The following is a 21,578-nucleotide window of genomic DNA, read 5'->3' as shown; positions in this document are numbered from 1 at the left end:
AGCGCGCAATGCGCGCGTCTCGAACCATGAGTTGTTCTTCTTCATCTCATCCTTCGAGACGCCCGGCTGCGCCGAGCTCCTCAGGATGAGGTTCGTGCGTGGGGCGAACTACGCCCGTCCCCGCGTCGGGATCTGGTTAAACGGCACATCCTTGTCGACGCGGATATCGCCCGGCAGGCCGAGCACGCGTTCGGCGATGATATTGCGCAGGATCTCGTCGGTGCCGCCCTCGACGCGGGTCGCCGGAGAGCGCAGCAGCATCGCCTGGAAGCGACCGCCGACGTCGGCGTCCTCGGGCGCGCTCAGCACACCGGCCGCGCCCTGCAGATCGAGCGCATACATCGCGACTTCCTGGATCATCGAGCCGGCGACCAGCTTGCCGATCGAGTTCTCCGGCCCAGGCCGCTGCCCCTTGGACAGCGCCGAGATCGAGCGGAAGCTGGTGTACTTCAGCCCGCTCGCCTTGACGGCCCAGTTCGCCAGCTTGCTGCGCACCGCGCGATCGTCCAGCGCCGGAGCGCCGTCGAGCGTCAGCGAATTGCAGTAGTCGAACAACTCGGGGAAGCCGGTCGCCACGTTGGCGCCGATCGACATGCGTTCGTTCATCAGCGTGGTGAGCGACACGTTCCAGCCGTCGCCGACCGCGCCGAGGCGCTGGCTGTCGGGAATCCGCACGTTGGTGAAGTACACCTCGTTGAAGTCGGAATTGCCGTTGGCCTGCTTGATCGGCCGTACTTCGACGCCGGGGCTCTTCATGTCGAGGAAGAACATCGTCAGACCCTTGTGCTTGGGCACGGTCGGGTCGGTGCGGGTGATGAGGATGCCGTAGTCCGAATAGTGCGCGCCGGAGGTCCAGATCTTCTGGCCGTTGATGACCCAGTCGTCGCCATCCTTCTCGGCGCGGGTGCGCAGGCCGGCGACGTCCGAACCGCCGGCGGGTTCGGAGAACAGCTGGCACCACACCTGCTCGCCGGAGCCTAGCGGCGGCAGATAGTGCCGCTTCTGATCTTCCGACGCGTAGGCCATCATGGTCGGGCCGCACATGCCCTGTCCGATGATGAACATCGCCGTGAGCTTGCCGAACACGCCTTCTTCCTGCTGCCAGATGACGCGCTCGATCGGCGATGCGCCGCGGCCGCCATATTCCTTCGGCCAATGCGGCACGGCCCAGCCGGCGTCGGCCTTCTTCTTCTGCCAGGCCTTGGCGACGTCGAGGACGTTGGCGCCCTTCAGCACGACGCGGCCGAGCGACGCCTTGCGCAGGTCGTCCTCGTATTGCTTCGGCGCATTGGCGTCGATCCAGGCGCGCGCCTTGGCGCGGAATTCGGCTTCCTGCGGAGTATCGTCGAAGTTCATGGCACACCTGCAATCGATGCGTTTGAGTTTTGCGTCATTGCGAGGAGCGAAGCGACGAAGCAATCCAGAGGCTCAGTGCAGAGAGCTGGATTGCTTCGCTTCGCTCGCAATGACGGCGAAGCCTTCACCGTCGTACGTTACGCCGCGTTCTTCTGGCGCATGCGGTCGATCAGCTGATCTTCCCAATAGGACTGGCTGCCGAGCGCCAGCGCCAGCGCATTCGAGCGGCGATAATAAAGATGGCAGTCGAACTCCCAGGTGAAGCCCATGCCGCCATGCACCTGGATGTTCTGCTTGGCGCAGTGCTGGAACGCCTGCGTGGCGCTGATCCGCGCCGCCGCGGCGGCTTCGGCCAGCTCGCCGGCATCGGTCGAGAGTGCCCAGGCGCCGTAGTAGCAGTTCGAACGCGCCAGCGTCGCCGAAACGTACATGTCGGCGAGGATGTGCTTGACCGCCTGGAACGAACCGATCGGACGACCGAAGGCAATACGGTCAAGGGCGTAGTCGCGGCCCATCTCCAGCGCGCGGTCGGCGCCGCCAACCTGCTCGAACGCGATCAGCACTGCGGCGCGGTTCATCACCCGCGACAGGATGCTCCAGCCCTCGTTCGCGGCACCGAGCGGCTCGGCCTTGGCGCCGTTGAAAACCAGCTCGGCCTGCTGCCGCGACGGATCGACGTTCTGCAGCGGCTTGGCGGTGACGCCGCCGGCCTTCAGATCGACCAGGAACAGCGAGATGTCGGCCTCGCGTCCGCTATTGCCGGTGCGCGCCGCGACGATCGCGAAGTCGGCGATCGCGCCGTCGGCGACCGGCTTCTTGGTGCCGGAAATGGTGCCGTTCGACGCGGTGACCTTCACCGCCTTGTGGGACGGATTGCCGTTGCCTTCGAACAGCGCCAGCGTTCCGATCGCCTCGCCCGAGGAAATCTTCGGCAGCCACTTCTGCTTCTGCTCGTCGGAGCCCGCGATCAGCAGCGCTTCGGCGGCGAGATAGACGGTCGAGGCGAACGGCACCGGAGCCAGCGCGCGGCCGAGCTCTTCGGCGATCACGCAGAGTTCGAGATGACCCGCGCCGGTACCGCCGAATTCCTCCGGAATCGCGACACCGAGGAAGCCCATCTCGGCCAGGCCCTTCCACAGGTCGCGGTCGTAGTCCGCCTTGCCCTCGAGCACGGCGCGCACCGCCCGCGGCGGGCACTTCTCGGAGAGGAAACGCCTTGCCTGGTCGCGCAGTTGCTTCTGGTCGTCGGAGAAATCGAAGTTCATGGGCGTGGTCTCGTTGTTGTTAGTTGTTAGTTGTCGATCGATACATTCGCGTTCGACATTCCGGGGCGCGCGCAGCACGAACCCGGAATCCATAACCACCGCCAGGGGGTATGGATTCCGGGCCTGCGCCCCAGGGGACGCATCCCGGAATGACAAACGATAGGATTGTGGCGTGGCTCACTTCAGCACCACCACATCCGCGTCCGGCGTCTCGGCGTACAGCCGCTTCACCAGGTCGGCGCGGCGTTCGAGGCCCGCGCGCTGGTTGATGTAGCCCTTGTCGGTGAGTTCGTTGCCGTCGATCGACGGCGGCTCGCTCATCAGCATCGCGCGGGCGATACGCATGGAGCTGACGCCCTTGACCTCGGCATTGTGCTTTTCGAGGCCGGCCTTGAACGCCGCGACAACGGTCGGATGCTTCACCACGTCTTCGAAGGTCGCATCCGGATTGCCGACGATCTGCCGGCAGGCATGCAGGTTCGGCCAGGCCAGCAGGCCGATGAATTCGCGGTCCTGCCCGGCCACCAGCGCGTCCTGCACCACCGGCGTTGCGGCGGCGATCGCGTCGGTGCGCACCGTGCTGACGTGCACGAACGTGCCGGTCATCAGCTTGAAGTCCTCGACGACGCGGCCGGCGAAGATGATGCCCTTCACCGGATCGTTCGGATCGACGAACACGCCGGCGTCGCCGATCTTGTAGAAGCCCTCTTCGTCGAACGCCTTCTCGGTGAGCTCCGGCTGGCCGTAGTAACCGGGCATTACATTGACGCCGCGCAGCCGCAGTTCGTATTTGTCGCCGATCGGCAGCATCTTCAGTTCGACGCCGGGGAACGGCAGGCCGATCAGGCCGACCCGCTCGGTGTCCCAATAGGTGCCGGTGGAGGTCGGCGCGGTCTCGGTCGAGCCCCAGCCGGTGTAGAACACCAGCCGCTCGCCGGTGGCACGCACTGCCAGCGCCTGCATCCGCTCGTACAGATCGTCCGGCAAACGCGCGCCGCCATAGGCCATCAGCTGCAGGTTCTTGAAGAACGACCGACACAGCGCATCGTCCTTCTCCATCGCGGAGGCTAGCGCGGCGTAGCCGGCGGGAACGTTGGCGTAGTAGGTCGGCGAGATCTCTCGGAGATTGCGCAGCGTCTCTTCGATCATGCCCGGCACCGGCCGGCCGTCGTCGATATACATCGTGCCGCCTTCGATCAGCAGCGGATTGAACGACGCATTGCCGCCCATAGTGTGATTCCAGGGCATCCAGTCGAGATTGACCGGCAGCGGGCCGCTCGGATCGCGCGGCCGCACCTGCATCATCATCGCGGCGTTGGCGCACATCATGCGCTGGGTGTTGATCACCGCCTTCGGCATGCCGGTGGAGCCGGAGGTGAACAGCAGCTTGGCGACGGTGTCGGGCGTGATCTGCGCCACCGACTGCTCGACCTCGGCGGTGACCGGCGTCGCCGCCATCTCGGCGAACGACACGCTGGCGATGCCCTCGGCCGGGTTCGCGACATGCACCACCTGCACCCCGGTCAAATCCAGCGCGTGCAGTGCCTTGGCGAACGGCGCACCGTCCTGCACCAGCACCACCGCCGGCTTCACCAGATCGAACAGATATTTGAGCTTCTGATGATCCTGGCTCATCAGCGAATAGGCCGGCGACACCGGCGCGGTCGGAATCCGCGCCTGCATCGCCGCCATCATCATCAGCGCATGCTCGATCGAATTACCCGACAGGATGGTGACCGGGCGGCCTTCGGGCAGCCGCAGATTGAGCAGCGCCTGGGTCAGGCCGTCGACGGTGCGCTTGGCTTCGGCATACGACACCTTGCGCCACTTCCGGTCGGGGCCCGAGCGCTGCGCCAACCAAATATGATCGGGGCGCTGCTTGGCCCATTTCGCCAGCGCCATCGGCAGATGCGGATCGTGATCCCGCAGCGGGAAACGCGACTTCATCACGATCACGCCACCCTCGCGGCGATCGACGTCGATCTCGCGCGGCAGCCAATTGACCTTGCGGAAGGCCGGCTTGGTCAACACCGCGGCTGCGCTTGAAGTCATTGCTGGTTTCTCCCGTCTGGGCCTCTTTCCGGGCCGCTCTTGTTCTATGTGGGCTGCTTCGCACCGAGGCGCGCGCTCGCCTAGCGACGAATATAGACCGGCTTGCGCTTCTCCAGAAAGGCCGCGATGCCCTCAGCGAAATCCTCAGAACGCGAGCACAGCACCTGGTTGCGGTCCTCCATCGCGATCACCTGCTCGATCGAGCCGGCATCGACCGCCATGTTGAGGCATTCCTTCGACAGCCGCAAACCGACCGGCGAGGCCGCCATCATCGCGTCAACAAAGGGCTGCGCGGCGGCGTCGAGCTGATCGTCCTCGACGAGTTCAGACACCAGCCCGCTCATGAGTGCGCGCTCGGCGCCGATGAAGCGGCCGGTGAGGATCAACTCGGACGCGACCGAGACGCCGACGAGGCGCGGCAAAAAGTAGCTGGTGCCGATATCGCAACCGCCGAGCCCGAGCTTGATGAAGGCGCAGTTCATCCGCGCGCTGCGGCCGGCGATGCGGACATCGGCGGCGAGCGCCAGCGCGAAGCCGCCGCCGGCGGCCGCGCCCTGCACCAGCGCGATGATCGGCTGCGGACAGCGGCGCATCAGCATCACGATGTCGGCTATGCGGCGCTGCGAATCGAGCGACTCGGTGACGCCGGGCGGCTCCTGCTGCTTGCCGCGGCGGCCCATGGCCGCCTTGAGATCGAGCCCGGCACAGAAATTCTGGCCGGCGCCCTTCAGCACCACAACTCGCGTGTCGCGATTACGCTGGAGCTGGCCGAAATAATCGTTGAGCGCGTCGACCAGTTCGGGATTGAGCGCATTCAGGCTGTCGGGACGGTTCAGCGTCACCCAATCGACGCCATCGCGATGATCGACCAGCAACACCTGGGTCACGCTTTCACTCCCGCAACTCGTTGTTCTTATGCCCTGCGAAGCCAGGGCTTATTGTTTTGCCGCGTGCGGCGGTCGTTCATGCGCCCTCCCCTTGCGGGAGAGGGCTTGCTTGCGTTGGCCGCGATGTCTGCCCGGTGAGAGGTCCGCACACGCCGCGCCCTCTCACCAGCGAACTTCGCTCGCCCCCTCTCCCATAAGGGGAGAGAGTAGTCCAATGCGCGTTTAGCGCGGGGCCATGCGGATGGCGCCGTCGAGACGGATGGTCTCGCCGTTCAGCATCGGGTTCTCGACGATCTGCACCGCGAGCGAAGCGTATTCCGACGGATCGCCGAGGCGGGCCGGATGCGGCACCTGCGAGCCGAGGCTCTTGCGGGCTTCTTCCGACAGGCCCATCAGCAGCGGCGTCAGGAACAGGCCCGGCGCGATGGTCATGACGCGGATGTTCATCGAGGCGAGGTCGCGCGCCACCGGCAGGGTCATGCCGACGATGCCGCCCTTCGACGCCGAATAAGCCGCTTGGCCGATCTGGCCGTCATACGCCGCGACCGACGCGGTGTTAATGCAGACGCCACGCTCTTCGCCGATCGTCGGCGCGCTCTGCATGCGCTCGGCGACGAGACGGATGCAGTTGAAGCTGCCGATCAGGTTGACGTTGATGATGCGGGTGAAGTGGTCGAGCGGATAGGCGCCGTTCTTGCTGACGGTCTTCACCGCGCCGCCGATGCCGGCGCAGTTCACCAGCACGCGGACGATGCCGTGCGCGGCTTCGGCCTTGGCGATCGCTTCCTTGACCGGGGCTTCCTGCGACACGTCGCCGACGCAGGCGACGCCGCCGATTTCGGCAGCGACCTTGTCGGCATTGTCCTTGTTCATGTCCAGCACGGCGACCTTGGCGCCCTTGGCGGCCATCGCACGCGCCGTCGCGGCGCCGAGCCCCGACCCACCGCCGGTGATGAGAACGGAGACGTCTTTCAACTGCATTGGTAATCCCTTTCCTTGGGCGCTTTCTTGAAGCTTGCGGTCAAGCCTTGGTGGGGCCGATCCTCGGGCGTTTCCTGAACTGTTCGACGGACCTCGGGCGGGCCCTTTGGCGTGCTCTTCTTGCGCTTTCGAACCGGGATGTTCAACGGACCCTTGGGCGTTTCCCCGATTTATCGTTTCCGGAAAGCTCTGCACCGATACGGCACGGCTGTCCTGGGTAAGTCCTGGCTCGGGAGGAGCGCCGAAAGCAACTCCCGGAATGAGCCGTTCGGCTCGGATTGTTGTTGCGGTCTCTGCCCCTTGCGCCACGCGGCCGCCTGTCGGGACGAGACGTCATCGGATAATCAAAGATACTCGGGCGTTTCCTGGCTATTTTCTTATTGTTATCGAAACACTTCAAACGATGTCCCGGGGGTGCCTGCTGTTCCATTCCGCCTGCCTCTTCCGGGCAGATTCCGTGAACTGGTCCTTGGGCGTTTATTTTTGTTGTTCGGATTTTCTTCGGCGTGTCCCGGGTCCTGATTGAAGGTCTCTCAGTTTTCTTGGGGTCGTTTCTTCTTGTTATTAACGGGTTATTCCGCGGCGGCGGCTGGCTGCGAACGCGACGTTCGGTCGCTTCTTCGCAGCAGCAATCCGCCGAGGACGATCTGTTCGATGTGGCCGATATAGGCGCGGCAGACTTCGTCGGTGACAGGACCGACGCCGGCCGCGCGCATCATGGTCTGCCGCCCGAAGAACAGGTGATCGCAGGCGCCGATCAACGTGGTGTAGAACAGCACCGGATCGACGCTGCGGAATTCCCCCGCGGCAATGCCTTCGGCGATCAGCTTGCGGTGGAAGTCGAGCAGTGGCCCCACGAAGAACTTCGTGACCTCGTCGGCAGCATCGCGATTCGAACCATGCAGCAGATAGTGGATCAGCCGGTTCAGATAGGGAAACTGGTGATACGCCTTGATGATGCCGGCGATGTGCAGCTTCATCTTCATGGTCGGCGACAACGGCTGAGCCAGCAGGAATTCGAGATGGGTCATCTCGTGGGCCGCATCGCGCTCGAGCAGCGCCAGCAGCAGCCCGTCCTTGTTGCCGAAATGATATTTCACCAACGCGGCGTTGACGCCGGACTTCTGCGCGATGTCGGACAGCGAGATCTCGACCGAGTTGCGCTCGATCATCAATTCGCCGGCCGCGACCAACAGCTTGTCGGCGGTGGAATTTTTCACCACCGGTACTCGGGTCGCCAGCACTGGGTTCTGTTGAGCTGCCATCGACGTCGCAATTAGCCCATCGCGGCGCCGGGCTCAAGCGTTAATTGATTGATTGACTAAATCCGGCCTCGCCCCTTAAATCCGCCGCCTATCGGTAAAGCCGAAACAACCAACATCAGGGAGAAAACCCATGGCCGAGGCCTATATCGTCGCCGCCGCCCGCACTGCCGGCGGCCGCAAGGGAGGCCGTCTCGCCGGCTGGCATCCCGCCGATCTCGCTGCCTCCGTTCTGAATGCGCTGGTCGATCGCTCGGGTGCTGCGCCGGACCAGATCGAAGACGTGATCATGGGCTGCGTCGGCCAGGCCGGCGAACAGGCCGTCAACATCGGCCGCAACGCCGTGCTGGCGTCGAAGCTGCCGGAAAGCGTGCCCGCGACCTCGATCGACCGGCAGTGCGGCTCGTCGCAGCAGGCGCTGCATTTCGCCGCACAGGCGGTGATGTCCGGCAGCATGGACATCGTGATCGCAGCGGGCGTCGAGAGCATGACCCGCGTGCCGATGGGCTCGCCCAGCATCCTGGCCGCAAAGGCCGGAATGGGCACCTACAAGAGCCCGAAGATGGAAGAGCGCTACCCGAACATCCAGTTCAACCAGTTCACTGGCGCCGAGATGGTCGCGCACAAATACGATCTGTCGAAGGACCAGCTCGACGAATACGCCTTTCAGAGCCACCAGCGCGCGATCGCGGCGACTCAGGGCGGCAAGTTCAAGGATGAGATCATCCCGCTGCAGATCACCCGCGCCGACGGCACCACCGACACCCATCACATCGACGAAGGCATCCGCTTCGACGCGACCCTCGACGGCATCAAGGGCGTCAAGCTGATCAACGAGAACGGCGGCCGACTCACCGCCGCGACGGCGAGCCAGATCTGCGACGGCGCGTCCGGCGTCATGGTCGTGAACGAGAAGGGCCTGAAGCAGCTCGGCGTGAAGCCGCTGGCGCGCATCCATCACATGACGATGATGGGCGGCGATCCGGTGATCATGCTGGAGGCCCCGCTGCCCGCGACCAAGCGCGCGCTGGAAAAGGCAGGCATGAAGATCGACGACATCGATCTGTTCGAGGTCAACGAAGCCTTCGCGTCGATCCCGACCGCGTGGCTTAAGGCGACCGGCGCCGATCCGGCCCGCCTCAACGTCAATGGCGGCGCGATCGCGCTCGGCCATCCGCTCGGCGGCTCCGGCACCAAGCTGATGACCACGCTGGTTCATGCGCTGAAGCAGCAGAACAAGCGCTACGGCCTGCAGACCATGTGCGAAGGCGGCGGCATGGCCAACGTCACCATCATCGAGCGGCTGTAAACCGCAACTCTCGACGTCATTGCGAGCGAAGCGAAGCAATCCAGCTGCGTGCACCGCGCTGGATTGCCTCGTCGCTTCGCTCCTCGCGACGACGGCAATTCAGAGCGGAAAGTAATCCGCCGCATCACCACCGAGGAAACATTCATGACGCATCCGTCGATTCACGCCCGCAATACGCCCGACAAGATCGCCTATCAGATGGCGTCGACCGGGAAGGCCATCACCTATCGGCAGCTCGACGAACGCTCCAATCAGGGCGCGCATCTGTTCCGGTCGCTGGGCCTGAAGGCCGGCGACCACATCGCGCTGTTGATGGAGAATCGGCTCGAATTCATGGAGATCTGCTGGGCCGCGCAGCGCTCCGGGCTCTACTACACGGCGATCAGCCGCTACCTGAAGAAAGACGAGATCGCCTACATCGTACAGGATTGCGGCGCCAAGGTCGTGATCACCTCGCCGCAGGGGGCCGACGCGATTGCGCCGCTGGTCGGCAGCACGCCGGGCGTCGAATTCTTCATGGTCGATGAGCCGGCCGCGGGCTTCCGATCCTGGGACAAGGAGGCCGCCGCGCAGCCGATCACGCCGATCGCCGACGAAGTCGCCGGCTACGACATGCTGTACTCGTCCGGCACCACCGGCCGTCCCAAGGGCATCAAGCGCGAGTTCGAGGGCAATGCCATCGACGTGCCGAGCCCGTTTCTGCGGCTGCTATGCGAGAAGATGTGCGGCATGAATGCAGGCAGCATCTATCTGTCGCCGGCGCCGCTGTATCACGCGGCTCCGCTGCGCTTCAACATGATGGCAACGACGCTCGGCGGAACCTCGGTGATCATGGAGCACTTCGACGCCGAGCAGTTTCTGGCGCTTGTGGAGAAGTACAAGGTCACGCAGTCGCAACTCGTGCCGACGATGTTCGTTCGCATGCTGAAGCTGCCGGACGACGTTCGCACCCGCTACGACGTGTCGACGCTGAAGGGCGCCATTCACGCCGCCGCGCCCTGCCCGGTCGACGTCAAGGCCAAGATGATCGAATGGTGGGGCCCGATCCTGATCGAGTACTACGCCGGTTCGGAAGGCAACGGCGTCACCGTTTCGACCTCGCAGCAGTGGCTGGCGCATCGCGGCACGGTCGGCAAGGCCGTGGTCGGCACCATCAAGATCCTCGACGAGACCGGCGACGAACTGCCGGTCGGCGAGATCGGCACGGTGTATTTCGCCGACGCGCCGTCGTTCAGCTATCACAACGATCCCGACAAGACCAAGAAGGCCTACAACGAGAAAGGCTGGTCGACGCTCGGCGACGTCGGTTATCTCGACGAAGAAGGCTTCCTGTATCTCACCGACCGCAAGAGCTACATGATCATCTCTGGCGGCGTGAACATCTATCCGCAGGAGACCGAGGACGTGCTGCTGACGCATCCGGACGTCGCCGACGTCGCGGTGTTCGGCGTGCCGAACGAGGAGATGGGTGAAGAGGTCAAGGCGGTGGTGCAGCCGCGCGAGGGCGTGACGCCCGGCAAGGAGTTCGAAGCCAAGCTGATCGGTTTCTGCCGTGAGCATCTGTCACCGATCAAGTGCCCGCGCTCGATCGATTTCGAAACCGAGCTGCCGCGCACGCCGACCGGCAAGCTGGTCAAGCGGCACCTCAAGGACCGCTACTGGCCGAAGAAGGAAGCCGCCGTGGCCTGAAATTGTCGGGACGCTGCCGCCCCTGAAAGGGTTGTAGCGTCCGGCTGTTTCGCACCCGACGAGAACCATCCACGCCGCGGGAACCGAACCCCGCGGCGTTTGTTCCTGCAGCGCGCGCGAGGAAGACGTCTCGCAACGAGACGGAAGGGCCGCTGGGAGCATCTCATATGTTGAAATGGGCGATTATCTTTCTGGTGATCTCGCTGGTGGCGGGATTCTTCGGCTTCACCAATATCGCTGCGGGCGCCGCGCGAATCTCGAAGATCCTGTTCGCCGTCGCTCTCGCGCTGTTCGTGCTGTTCTTGGTCCTGGCGTTCACCGCGGGGCAGCTGGTGTTCTAACGCACCCGCATTCTGCCGAAGATCGGAGTCCATCGACTGGGGGCGACGCGCTATGCTGTCCGGCAAGCGCCTCGCCCCGGTCCATGGAATGATCTCGTTCGCCAAGCTTCGCTCCGGCCTCTCCGTGTCCGTTCTGGCCCATCTTGGGCTGGTCGCGGCCGTGCTGTTGCTGGCGGAGGTCCGGCCGTTCGCCGACGTGCCGGAGCAGCGCGTCGAGGTGGACGTCGTCACCGCCGACGAGGCCCCGCCCGAGCCCGCGCCGAAGCCCGACATCAAGCCGGCGTTGGAGTTGCCGACCGAAACACCGACGGCCGAAACCAAGCCTGCGGCGCCCGAGGCCGCTCCCCAGCCCTCCGCCAAGCCAGAGCCGGCCGCCGCCGAGCCGGCAAAGCCGGAGTTAGCCAAGCCGGAGCCCGCCAAGTCCGAGCGCCAGGTCCAGAAAGCGGAGGCGCCAATCAAGCCGGAGCCGGCGCCCACGCCGCAGCAGGCCGCTGCTCCGCCCGCCGCGCCTGCACCCAGCTCGGCGCCGACGGCGTTTCCGCCAGCGATCCCGCAGGAGCCCGATCTCACCGTCAAATACTCCGTCGCGCTCGGTTTGCCGGCGGATCCGACGTTCGATGCGCCAGCCGAGATCGCCGCCGACATCAGCGCCGAAGCGATCGCCGCGCTACGCCGCAAGCTGAAGTCGTGCGCGGCGCTGCCCGCCGGCATCGCACCGTCCGACAATGTGAAGATCATTCTGCGGGTGCCGCTGCTTCCCGACGGACGGCTGGCGCAGGAGCCGTTCGTCATCGAAGCCAGCGCCTCCACCAAAGGACCCGCGCTGATGAAAGGCGCGATCCAGGCCCTGACCGCGTGCCAGCCTTACTCGATGCTGCCGGCCGACAAATACAAGGAGTGGAAGGTCCTCGACCTCGACTTCACCCCGCAGAACTTCCACGGCGGCTGACGGTCGGACGCCGACGTGTCGGTATCGGTAACGACACGAACTCGACCTAATCCGACACCCGGGCCGATCTAGGTGTCGATGCTTCCCCGCGGCGACGCAGGACAAGTTGTTGGATGGGCCGTCTAGCCACTGCCTGACCTCCAGTCTGGCCGCACAAATAAAGAAAGCTCCGGCCGGAGCCGGAGCTTCAAGTCTAGGGAGACTCCATCCGGCCACAAGGCCGGACACGTCGGCAGAACCTCCTCGCGCACGGCCGAACCGGCCTGCACCGAATTGATACTCACCACGGTCACACGCCTGCCTCGCGCAACGGCTGCGTCTGGCGAGGCGTCAGAACAGGATGGTTGAGTAGAGAATGAACGTGTTCTTGTCGTGCGGCGTCAGCGTGTCGCCGTTGAATTTGGTGTAGTAGAAATACTGCAAGCCGAGCCGGGTATTGAACCACGGCCAGTATGGTGCTCTGCCCGTGCCGAACGGCAGATAGGCCAGCTCCGCCATGAAGCCGGTCGTGTCCGGCACGGTGCCCCAATTCGGATCCGTCGCTGTCGGACCATACAACCCGGCATCCGGCGAACCCCAGGTCCGGAAGTACTGTCCGGTCGCGACGACGCGGTTGTCACCGCCGACCGCCATCGTCGAGCTCACCCGCAGCGTATTCAGCGAATTGGTGAGACTGGCGGGCGTGGCGGCACCGACATAGCCGGCATCGTAGCGCTGCTCCTCGCGGATATAGGCGGCCTTCCAGATCACCCAGAAGTCGTCGCCGCGATACTGATACTGCGTATCGACGCCGAAATCCGTGTACTTGTTCGTGAGGGCGTAAGGCGCGTCCGCAGGATTGCCGGTCAGGTCGAACGGCACCGGCACTCCCGCCACCGACCATGGCGCAATCTCGAAACGGCTCGCGAAGCCGCCGAGCATCAGATTGTGGTCGCCGAAGCGTTGCTCGAGTGCGACGCGCCCGTAGGGCGCCACGCCGGCGATCTGCCCAAGGCTGCCGAGCGGATCGGCGCCGAGGCGCGTCGCTGCACCGACACCGAGCGTCTTGTAGCCGGTGGCCTCCAGATACAACTGGTCGTTGATGAACAGATAGCCGCCCAGGCCGCCGACGCGTTGGCCGTACTGACCGTCGATCACAGTCGTGGTCGCCGGACCGGTGAAGCCGAGTTGCGTGGTGAAGTAAGGATGCGTCCAGGCCGGTGCCGTGTTCCAGACGTCCTGCACGGTCGGATTGTTGTGCGCCGTGATGCCGAACAGCACGTCCACGTCGCCGACCTGCCCAGTGCCCGCGTAACGGATGTCGACATTGTCCCAGCCCCAACGCCCGGTCGCGTCCGCAATCGCCGGGAAGCCGTAGGTGAGCTGCGCGAAGACGCCGACATTGTCGCTCATCGCGCCGCCTGCGAACAGGCTGGCCTGGGCCAGGCCGACATTGTCGTTGGCGTTCCAGTGGTTGACGCCCGACGTCCAGTTCGAGTCCGGCGCCTGGGTGCGGGTGTAGCCGGCGATCACCATTGCGGCGACCGGCGGAAACCAGCCGCGCTCTTCATCCGCCTGCGGCTGAACGGCGGCGAAGCTCTTCTCGATCGCCTGTTGGGCACTGCCCTTGGGCCGGCTGTTGCCCTGCTCGCCGGGGCCGACCGCCTCCGCATACGAGCGCAGTTCGGCAACCGCATCCTTCGGCGCACTGCCGGGCACCAGCACGCTGTCGAGATCGCCGACCGTCGCGAACACCTTGCCGGACGGTGGAATGGGAAACAGCGTCTTGCGGAATGGACCGCCGCCGAGCGTGTAGCCGCCGAGCTTGAAGCGGCGACCGAACGGCGTCAGCCCGAGTACATCGGTGTGGCAGTTGCCGCACGGCTGTCCGGTCTGACGCGCAAATAACGGCAACGCCTCGGCCGACGGCACCGTCATCAGCAACGCGGCGCCTCCTGCGACGGCAGCCGCGAGCAGCGCGAGCGCGCTCACGACAAAATTCAGCCTCTTCGAATTGGCAACGTCCTTCAAATCCAACCCCCAATATAACTTGCAATGTCGACCGCCGCGTGCGCCGCGGTCGACATCAATCGTCAATCAGTCACCCTTGGGAAAACGGCCGCCGGCCTATCCCTTCTGGGCATACAAAGAACACCAGCCATTGGCGCTCACCGGCCCATCGACCACCTTGCAGGTGCTCGATGCAGCGATGTAATTCGCGCACTTCCCGCAGCTTTGGCCGTTATGCGGAGACGCCTGATATTGCGCGGCCCCCTTAGCCATCTTGTTGTCTGCCAAGGCCTCGCTGCCGGCTAATCCGGCAATCGCGGCCACACCAACGGCCCCTGCGGCAACCTTGAACAAGTCGCGGCGGGATACATTTCCAAGACACACTTCGCGCGTCGTTTTGGTCACAGCTTCCTCCCGAATTTGTCAGATTTTTATGGAGACTTGTTATTTGGCGACCGGGTCGCACAAGGTAATTGAAAACCGTTATTACCTGGAGAACGCCACCCATCGCACGAATTTGACGCTGTGAGCTTCGTTACAACGACTCACTCACGTCACATGCCTAGTAATTGAATTAGTCACAGCTAACTATCATCATCGATTCAATTCAAACGTCAATTAGTTTGATGATCGCCATCACGCAATTGCATTCTGAAACACGCATATTCCCATCTGAAGGCGGCGCACAAACAGGACACACTGCGCTGGTGCGAGGCGTTTGCACTAAGTTCAACGACATGCGATACGCTATCGACGCCATCGGGAGTGACAACCTTGACATCGGAAACGAGCTTCGCCACCGCTACTGAACTCAACGCCGCCTTGAAGGCCAAGAAGGTTTCGTCCGTCGAATTGACCCAGGAGGCGATCGACCGGATCGAACGTCACGACGACAAGGTCAACGCGATCTGCGTGCGCGATTTCGACCGTGCGTTGCAGACGGCGCGGGCCGCCGACCTCGCGCTGTCGCGCGGCGGGCGCGAGCCGCTGCTCGGCATTCCGATGACCGTGAAGGAGAGCTTCAACGTCGCCGGCCTGCCGACCACCTGGGGCTTCCCCGACCAGAAGAACTTCGTCGCCGAGACTGACGCCCTGGCGATCGAGCGGGTGCGGGCTGCCGGCGGCGTGATCCTCGGCAAGACCAACGTGCCGGTCGCGCTCGCCGACTGGCAGAGCTACAACGAGATCTACGGCACGACCAACAATCCCTACGATCTCAGCCGCACGCCGGGCGGCTCGTCTGGCGGTTCATCGGCGGCGCTGGCGGCCGGCTTCGGCGCGCTGTCGCTCGGCTCCGACATCGGTGGCTCGCTACGCGTGCCGGGCCACTATTGCGGCATCTATGCGCACAAGCCGACCTTCGCGCTGTGCCCGGCGCGCGGCCATACGCCGCCGGGGCTTCCGCCACTGCCGTCCAACCGCGACCTGTCGGTGATCGGGCCGATGGCGCGCTCGGCCGCAGACCTCGCACTGCTACTCGACGTCATCGCCGGGCCGGATCCGATCTTCGACGGCATCGGCTACAAGCTCGATCTGCCGGCGCCGCGTCATGCCGCGTTGAAGGACTTCCGCGTGCTGCTGCTCGATCAGCATCCGCTGCTGCCGACCGGCTCCAGCGTGCGCCAAGCGATCGACGCGCTTGCGAGCAACCTGACCAAGGCCGGCGTCTCGATCACGCGTCAATCTCCACTGCTGCCCGATCTCGCGGAGACGTCGCGCGTGTATATGCGGATGCTGCTGTCGTTCCTTGCCTCGAGCTTTGCGCCGGATGTCCTCGCCGAGGTGCAGGGCGTCGTCAGCAAGCTCGACGCGGCCGACGATAGCCTCGCCGCCGAGCGGCTGCGCGGCATGGTGCTCAGCCATCGCGACTGGGTGATCGCCGATAGCCGCCGCACCGGACTGCGCGCGCAGTGGCGCGAGCTGTTCAAGTCGTTCGACGCAGTGATCTGCCCGGTGATGCCGACGCCGGCCTATCCGCAGGATCATCACGAGCCGCAGGAAGAACGGCGCATCCTGATCGACAACCAGCCGCATCCGTATGTCGATCAGTTGGTATGGCCCGGCATCGCCACCCTGCCCGGCCTGCCGGCGACGGCGCTGCCGGTCGCGATGTCGAGCGAAGGCTTGCCGATCGGCCTGCAGATCGTCGGTCCGTGGCTGGAAGATCGCACGCCGCTGAAACTCGCCGAACTGATCGAGCGCGAATTCGGCGGCTTCACGCCGCCGAAGGCGTTCGTCGATTAGTTGATACCAAGTCGACCTCTCCGTCATTGCGAGGAGCGAAGCGACGAAGCAATCCAGCCCCGTACATCACGCTGGATTGCTTCGCTCCGCTCGCAATCACGGGGAGGGGCATTGCATTTTAGCGCTAGGCTGCCAGCAGCGGCGCCACCTTGGCCATCGGTGCATCGGTGTCGCCGAGCAGCAGCTCGGCGATGGCGAATTCGGTCTTGCCATCGCTGACCTTGAACGGATCGGGCTGATACAGCCGATGTTCGACGACTAATCGCGACAGCAGCGCGCGGCGGGCATCGCCGCGCATCGCGTCGATCTTCATGCCTTCCCACGCCAGCGAGACGGCGCTGGCGACGTGATACAGCGAGCTGGTGGCGCGGCGGGCGTCCGACTCGTTCTCGGCACGACCGGCGACGTCGCGGGCGAAGCCGATGGCGCGATCGATCAGGCCCCGCAAACGGTCGCTCCAGGCATGAGGCAAACCTGTGGCATCGTCCAGCCGCGCATGCAAATCAGCGGCAAGTGCAGACTCCGCGCCGTGACGACCGATCGCGCGCTTGAGCGCATCGATGGCGACGATATTACCAGTACCCTCCCAGATCGAACCGAGATGCGCGTCGCGCAACAGCCTCGCAGTCGCGAATTCCTCGACGTAGCCGATACCGCCTCGCATTTCCAACGCGTCGCCGCACACCTTGCGGGCGTCGCGCGTGGCGCGGAACTTCAGGGTGGGAGTCAGGATGCGCAGCAAGGCGGCGGCGTCCTGACTGCCGGCCTCGGCGCGGTCGAGCGCGTCCGCGGTGAGGAAACTCACCGACATCGCCTGCTCGGTCGGCAGCAGGATCTTCATCAGTTGGCGCCGCGCGAGCGGCAGGTCGACGATACGCTGACCGAACACCACGCGGTTCTTTGCGACGGTGATCGCATCATGCCAGGCGCGGCGCATCAGTGCGGTCGACTTCACGCCGTTTGATAGTCGCGATGAGTTGACCATCTCGGCCATCTGCACGAAGCCGCGGTCGAGCTTGCCGACCGCGTAGGCGATCGCGCCTTCGAGCTTGATCTCGCCCGACGCCATCGAGCGGGTGCCGAGCTTGTCCTTCAGTCGCACGATCCGATAGTTGTTCGGCGTGCCGTCGTCGAGAAAACGCGGCATCAGGAACAGGCCGACGCCGCGCGTGCCAGGACCTGCACCCTGCGGCCGCGCCAGCAGCATCACCACCTTGGCGTCGGCGTTGGAGCAGAACCACTTCTCGCCGTACAGCCGCCAGTGATCGCCTTCGGACACGGCGACCGTGGTCAGCGTGCCGACATCGGAGCCGCCCTCCTTCTCGGTCATGAACTGACCGCCTTGCGTCAGCTTGCTCATGTCGGTCTGGGTCAGGCCGTCGAGATACTTCGCCTTCAGGGCATCGTCGCCGAATTTCGACAACAGCTTGGCGCAGCCGTCGGTGACGTTGATCGGGCAGCCCATGCCGAATTCGGTTTCGTTGAACAGCAGCGTGAAGGCGTGCTTGGCCGTGACCGGATAGACGTCGGGCCAGCCCATGATGCCCTTGCGGTGCGACAGCGCGTGGATGCCGAACGTGCCGAAGGCGGCGTTCTCCAGGTCGCGATACGCCGGGTGATACTCCACATACTGAGCGTCGCGGCCGAAGCGGTCGCGCTGATGCAGGATCGGCGTGTGGCGATCGGCCAGCCGGGCACAGTCGTCGAGCGGCCCGCCGGCGAGTTCGCCGAGCCGGTCGAGATGCGGCTCGAGATGCGCGACCAGATCGGCCGGCAGATGGATGCGCAGCAGATCGGCGAGCGACGGATCGGCACGATAGAAATTGAGGCCGGTGGTGTCGGGCGCGATCAGGTTCGCGGCGTTGCGGGGCGCGGCCGCCAGAGCGGCGGCGGCGTGGGTGTTTCCTGCCATGGGCTTCTCGTTTGTGGTCTTGCATCACCGGCCGCTGCACAACGGCCGACCGCAAGTGAGCCACAAAGCGAACCGGACGGCAAATCGAACGAAGTCACCGATTTCATGACGCGGAATGCTTCGCGGCTGGTTGTCGGAACAACGCAGCCACCGCGCCACCAAGAGCAGTTCCGCTTCAGGCAGGATGAGCCTTGTTGATGTGCAGCGTGTGCCACGCAGAGCCCCTCGTGGTGAGAGGCGCGCAGCGCCGTCTCGACCCATGGCGCCACAGGCACTCGTGGCCTCATCCTTCGAGACGCCCGGCTTCGCCGGGCTCCTCTGGATGAGGACTCAGTGCAATTGGAAAAGCCAAATAGCTTCGATCAAGTGATCAAGCACGCGAGCCGATCGTCTGCGAAAGCTCGCTCTGCAACGCAGCCATCCGCCAGCTTGCGCAAGGGATCGTCTGCGGCACGTAGGCGACCGGCTTGCGCATCCGCGTCTGCTTCCAGTCGATCGACGCTTCGAGCTGGTAGCCGCTCTTGCGGGCGAGGCCGATCATCGCGGCGTTGGAGCGCAACGTGTCGCCGTAGAGGGTGCCGGCGCCGAGCGCGGCGGCGCGGCAGTCGAGATTGGCGAGCAACGCGGTGCCGATGCCCCGCCCTTGCCAGCGATCGTGAACCGACACGCCGAACTCGACCGCATGTTCATCGTCGTGATGCACGTAGCGTAGCTCCGCCACGGCTGTCTCGCCGTGATCGTTCCCCAGCGTGGCAAGCACCGTGTAGGCGCCGGCCTCGCCGAGCCGCAGGAACCGGACGAGTTGTCCGGCCGGCAGTTCCGGCGCCGCGCCCATCAGGCGGCTGTAGCGCGATGACGGCGACAGCGCGCGGAAGTAGTCCTGCAGCAGCGCGGCATCATCGAGGCCGGCGAAGCGTAGCGTCAGCGCCACGCCGGACTTCAGCCGGAGCCGATCGGTGTAGTCGGCCGGATGGTCGAGATCGACGCGCATCGCCCGCCCCCTGCGTTCGTCAGGCGCGCCAGAACGGCTTCTCAGCCTCGACCATCACGTCGCTCCACGACAGGCCGACGTCGTGCAGGTCGCGCTCCGACAGATGCGCCAGGCTGTCCCGCTCGTGGTGCCGCTGACGCCACAGCAGGACTGTCTCGGCGATCTGCGCCAGGACTCCGGACGCATGATGATTTGTCATCGTATGGTCAGTGCAGATGGACATGGTCGCCTCCGCTAAATAGGATATGCGAGCAAACATCCTCCTGCTGCAGCGCAATGACAAACGACATTCGGCGCGGCTTCAGATGAGATAAACTCATGCAATCGGGTGCGCGATGACGGGCCGGCTGCCCTCGCTGAACGGATTGCGGGCGTTCGAGGCGGCCGCGCGGCATCTCAGCTTCACGCTTGCCGCGGCGGAGCTGAACGTGACGCAGACCGCGATCAGCCACCAGATCAAGCGGCTGGAGCAGGAGCTCGGACTGAAGCTGTTCGTGCGGCAGAACCGGACGCTGGCGCTGACGCCGCAGGCGCGCGAGTATCTGCCCGGCATCCGCGCCGCCTTCAACGACCTGCGGCTCGCAACCGACCGGCTGCTGCGCAAGGACAGCGCCCGCATCCTCACCGTCAGCACGCTGTCGTCGCTCGCCGCCAAATGGCTGCTGCCGCGACTATCCTCGTTTCAGGAATCGCATCCCGATATCGACGTACGGATCACCACGTCGACCACGCTGGTCGATTTCGCCCGCGACGAGGTCGATGCGGCGATCCGCTATGGCCGCGGGCGATGGCCGGGACTGCGCGCCGACTGGCTGATGGCGGACGAACTGTTTCCGGTGTGCAGTCCGGCGCTCCTTGCGGGCGGCAGGCCGCTGAAGCGTCCGCAGGACCTCGCCAGGCACACGCTGCTGCACACCAGCGGCGGCTTCGGCGACGACTGGCGGCTGTGGCTCACCGCGGCCGGCCTGCCGCCGGATATTTCCAAGCAGCCCGGCCTGTCGTTCGACGTCGCCTTCATGACCGTGCAGGCCGCGATCGACGGCCTCGGCGTCGCGATCGGCCGAACCTCCTATGTCGAGACCGATATCGCGAAGGGACGCCTGGTGGTGCCGTTCAAGATCGCGTTGCCAGCCGAGTGGGGATTCTATCTGGTGTCACCGATGGCCAGCGCGGATTCGCCAAAACTCTCGGCGTTCCGCGAATGGCTGATGACCAACATCAGCAGCAATGCCGGAGCGCCACCATGATGAACGATCTCGTCCCGCTGGCCGAAAAGGTCGCCCTGCACCTGATCGCACAGAAGCAGACGATCGCGGTCGCCGAGTCTTCGACCGGCGGCCTGATTTCGGCGGCGCTGCTCGCGGTGCCAGGCGCGTCGGCTTACTTTCTCGGCTCCGCGGTGGTGTACACCCGGCAGGCGCGGCGCGTGCTGATGGACATTCCAGATGCCGACATGAAAGTGGAGGGCGTGCGCTCGTCGTCGGAGCCCTACGCCGAGTTGCTGGCCAGACAGATCCGCGGCCGGCTCGGCGCCGACTGGGCGCTATCGGAAACCGGTGCCGCCGGCCCCGGCGGCAACCGCTACGGCGACGCCGCCGGCCACACCTGCATCGCGGTCGCCGGCCCCGCCAACGCGGTGATGACGCTGGAGACGGGAAACGCCGACCGGCTCGACAACATGCACGTGTTCGCCAGCACGGCGCTGACGTTTTTGTTGCACAATCTTTCGCAACGACCCTGACGCATCAGCTCAACGCGCAGCGCGCGAAGAAGCAGCAGTTATCTCGAAGGCCTCTCCCCGTCATTGCGAGCGAAGCGAAGCAATCCAGCGCCACGCATGCGGCATGGATTGCTTCGTCGCTGCGCTCCTCGCAAGGACGGAGAAATTGGCCCCATCGCAATGACGGAGAGGCGTCGCCTGCTCGCGATCGCCAGAGGCTCAGGTAATCGCGCGGATCAGGGCCATGCCGGCGAACAGGCCGCCGATCGCCAGCGCGACCGAACCGACCACGTAAAGGATCGCCAGCCCAACCGCGCCGCGCTCGTACAGCAGCGCGGCGTCGAGAGAGAACGCCGAGAAGGTGGTGTAGCCGCCGAGGATGCCGGTCATCAGAAACAGCCGGAGGTGCTGCGACGAGCCGGACTTGAAGGCGAAGTAGCCGGCGATCAGGCCCATTACTATCGAGCCGGACACATTGATGAAGAACGTATGATACGGAAACGCGGTGCCGAACATCCGGCTACTGGCATTGTTGACGAAGTGGCGAAACATCGCCCCGAGCCCGCCACCCACGAATACGAATAGATATGCCATGTCCAAGCCTCTCCGCGTCAACCGGCGAGACGTTGTG

Annotated in this window: 19 protein-coding genes; 7 read left to right on the top strand and 12 right to left on the bottom strand. The window is 64.8% G+C overall.

The features are described 5' to 3' along the window. Positions 1–108: 108 nt before the first annotated feature. The 6 genes from ACFFJ6_RS05600 to ACFFJ6_RS05575 all read right to left on the bottom strand — a co-directional run bounded on the left by ACFFJ6_RS05600 (position 109) and on the right by ACFFJ6_RS05575 (position 7,806). Positions 109–1,356, bottom strand: coding sequence for an acyl-CoA dehydrogenase (locus ACFFJ6_RS05600; RefSeq protein WP_378385205.1), 1,248 nt, complete (start codon positions 1,354–1,356; stop codon positions 109–111). A gap of 137 nt (positions 1,357–1,493) precedes the next feature. Then, the gene (locus tag ACFFJ6_RS05595) at positions 1,494–2,621 is read right to left on the bottom strand and encodes an acyl-CoA dehydrogenase family protein (RefSeq protein ID WP_378385203.1); all 1,128 of its coding nucleotides are present in this window, start codon (positions 2,619–2,621) and stop codon (positions 1,494–1,496) included. Positions 2,622–2,798: 177 nt separating this feature from the next. Continuing rightward, complete coding sequence (locus ACFFJ6_RS05590) at positions 2,799–4,673, bottom strand: AMP-binding protein (RefSeq protein WP_378385201.1); 1,875 nt, start codon at positions 4,671–4,673, stop codon at positions 2,799–2,801. A gap of 80 nt (positions 4,674–4,753) precedes the next feature. Continuing rightward, the gene (locus ACFFJ6_RS05585; protein ID WP_378385199.1) at positions 4,754–5,560 is read right to left on the bottom strand and encodes an enoyl-CoA hydratase/isomerase family protein; all 807 of its coding nucleotides are present in this window, start codon (positions 5,558–5,560) and stop codon (positions 4,754–4,756) included. 222 nt (positions 5,561–5,782) lie between these two features. Continuing rightward, positions 5,783–6,541 (bottom strand): SDR family NAD(P)-dependent oxidoreductase, encoded by a 759-nt coding sequence (locus ACFFJ6_RS05580; protein ID WP_378385197.1) that lies wholly within the window; start codon positions 6,539–6,541, stop codon positions 5,783–5,785. A gap of 572 nt (positions 6,542–7,113) precedes the next feature. Beyond that, complete coding sequence (locus tag ACFFJ6_RS05575) at positions 7,114–7,806, bottom strand: TetR family transcriptional regulator (RefSeq protein WP_378385195.1); 693 nt, start codon at positions 7,804–7,806, stop codon at positions 7,114–7,116. Between the two features lie 130 nt (positions 7,807–7,936). Between ACFFJ6_RS05575 and ACFFJ6_RS05570 the strand changes: the two genes are divergently transcribed. The 4 genes from ACFFJ6_RS05570 (at position 7,937) to tolA (ending at position 12,091) form a co-directional block, all read left to right on the top strand. Continuing rightward, a complete protein-coding gene (locus ACFFJ6_RS05570) occupies positions 7,937–9,112 on the top strand; it encodes an acetyl-CoA C-acetyltransferase (RefSeq protein WP_378385193.1) in 1,176 nt (391 codons plus the stop codon). 144 nt (positions 9,113–9,256) lie between these two features. Beyond that, entirely contained in the window at positions 9,257–10,801 is a 1,545-nt protein-coding gene (locus ACFFJ6_RS05565) for an acyl-CoA synthetase (protein WP_378385191.1), read from the top strand. A gap of 167 nt (positions 10,802–10,968) precedes the next feature. Then, positions 10,969–11,142: a DUF1328 domain-containing protein gene (locus tag ACFFJ6_RS05560; protein ID WP_378385189.1), complete on the top strand. Its 174-nt coding sequence runs from the start codon at positions 10,969–10,971 to the stop codon at positions 11,140–11,142. A 52-nt stretch (positions 11,143–11,194) separates the two neighbouring features. After that, positions 11,195–12,091, top strand: coding sequence for a cell envelope integrity protein TolA (gene tolA, locus ACFFJ6_RS05555; RefSeq protein WP_378385187.1), 897 nt, complete (start codon positions 11,195–11,197; stop codon positions 12,089–12,091). Positions 12,092–12,421: 330 nt separating this feature from the next. Here tolA and ACFFJ6_RS05550 read toward each other — a convergent pair whose 3' ends face one another. Next, positions 12,422–14,062: a cytochrome C gene (locus ACFFJ6_RS05550; protein WP_378385185.1), complete on the bottom strand. Its 1,641-nt coding sequence runs from the start codon at positions 14,060–14,062 to the stop codon at positions 12,422–12,424. A gap of 135 nt (positions 14,063–14,197) precedes the next feature. Beyond that, positions 14,198–14,485 carry a high-potential iron-sulfur protein gene (locus ACFFJ6_RS05545; RefSeq protein ID WP_378385183.1) on the bottom strand — a complete coding sequence of 96 codons (288 nt, stop codon included), beginning with the start codon at positions 14,483–14,485 and terminating at the stop codon, positions 14,198–14,200. 369 nt (positions 14,486–14,854) lie between these two features. Here ACFFJ6_RS05545 and ACFFJ6_RS05540 point away from each other — a divergent pair, with 369 nt between their 5' ends. Continuing rightward, positions 14,855–16,324, top strand: coding sequence for an amidase (locus ACFFJ6_RS05540; protein WP_378385181.1), 1,470 nt, complete (start codon positions 14,855–14,857; stop codon positions 16,322–16,324). 124 nt (positions 16,325–16,448) lie between these two features. Here ACFFJ6_RS05540 and ACFFJ6_RS05535 read toward each other — a convergent pair whose 3' ends face one another. The 3 genes from ACFFJ6_RS05535 to ACFFJ6_RS05525 form a co-directional block, all read right to left on the bottom strand. Next, positions 16,449–18,236 (bottom strand): acyl-CoA dehydrogenase family protein, encoded by a 1,788-nt coding sequence (locus tag ACFFJ6_RS05535; RefSeq protein WP_378385179.1) that lies wholly within the window; start codon positions 18,234–18,236, stop codon positions 16,449–16,451. 370 nt (positions 18,237–18,606) lie between these two features. Beyond that, positions 18,607–19,227: a GNAT family N-acetyltransferase gene (locus ACFFJ6_RS05530; protein WP_378385177.1), complete on the bottom strand. Its 621-nt coding sequence runs from the start codon at positions 19,225–19,227 to the stop codon at positions 18,607–18,609. A 19-nt stretch (positions 19,228–19,246) separates the two neighbouring features. Continuing rightward, positions 19,247–19,450 carry a DUF1127 domain-containing protein gene (locus ACFFJ6_RS05525; protein ID WP_378385175.1) on the bottom strand — a complete coding sequence of 68 codons (204 nt, stop codon included), beginning with the start codon at positions 19,448–19,450 and terminating at the stop codon, positions 19,247–19,249. Between the two features lie 112 nt (positions 19,451–19,562). On the opposite strand from ACFFJ6_RS05525, the gene ACFFJ6_RS05520 reads away from it, so the two are divergent. Both ACFFJ6_RS05520 and ACFFJ6_RS05515 read left to right on the top strand, forming a co-directional pair. Beyond that, entirely contained in the window at positions 19,563–20,474 is a 912-nt protein-coding gene (locus ACFFJ6_RS05520) for a transcriptional regulator GcvA (RefSeq protein WP_378385173.1), read from the top strand. Beyond that, positions 20,474–20,968 carry a CinA family protein gene (locus tag ACFFJ6_RS05515; protein ID WP_378385745.1) on the top strand — a complete coding sequence of 165 codons (495 nt, stop codon included), beginning with the start codon at positions 20,474–20,476 and terminating at the stop codon, positions 20,966–20,968. The genes ACFFJ6_RS05520 and ACFFJ6_RS05515 overlap by 1 nt, the downstream gene beginning before the upstream one ends. A gap of 198 nt (positions 20,969–21,166) precedes the next feature. Here the strand turns inward: ACFFJ6_RS05515 and crcB are convergent, their stop codons facing one another. Continuing rightward, on the bottom strand, positions 21,167–21,541 hold the full coding sequence (gene crcB / locus ACFFJ6_RS05510) for a fluoride efflux transporter CrcB (protein WP_378385171.1): 375 nt from the start codon (positions 21,539–21,541) through the stop codon (positions 21,167–21,169). Between the last annotated feature and the right edge of the window lie 37 nt (positions 21,542–21,578).

This window comes from Rhodopseudomonas telluris (genome assembly GCF_042432815.1).
GTDB lineage: Bacteria > Pseudomonadota > Alphaproteobacteria > Rhizobiales > Xanthobacteraceae > Rhodopseudomonas > Rhodopseudomonas telluris.
The sequence above is the reverse complement of the archived record's forward strand: the minus strand, read 5'-3'. Positions and strand labels throughout refer to the sequence as shown.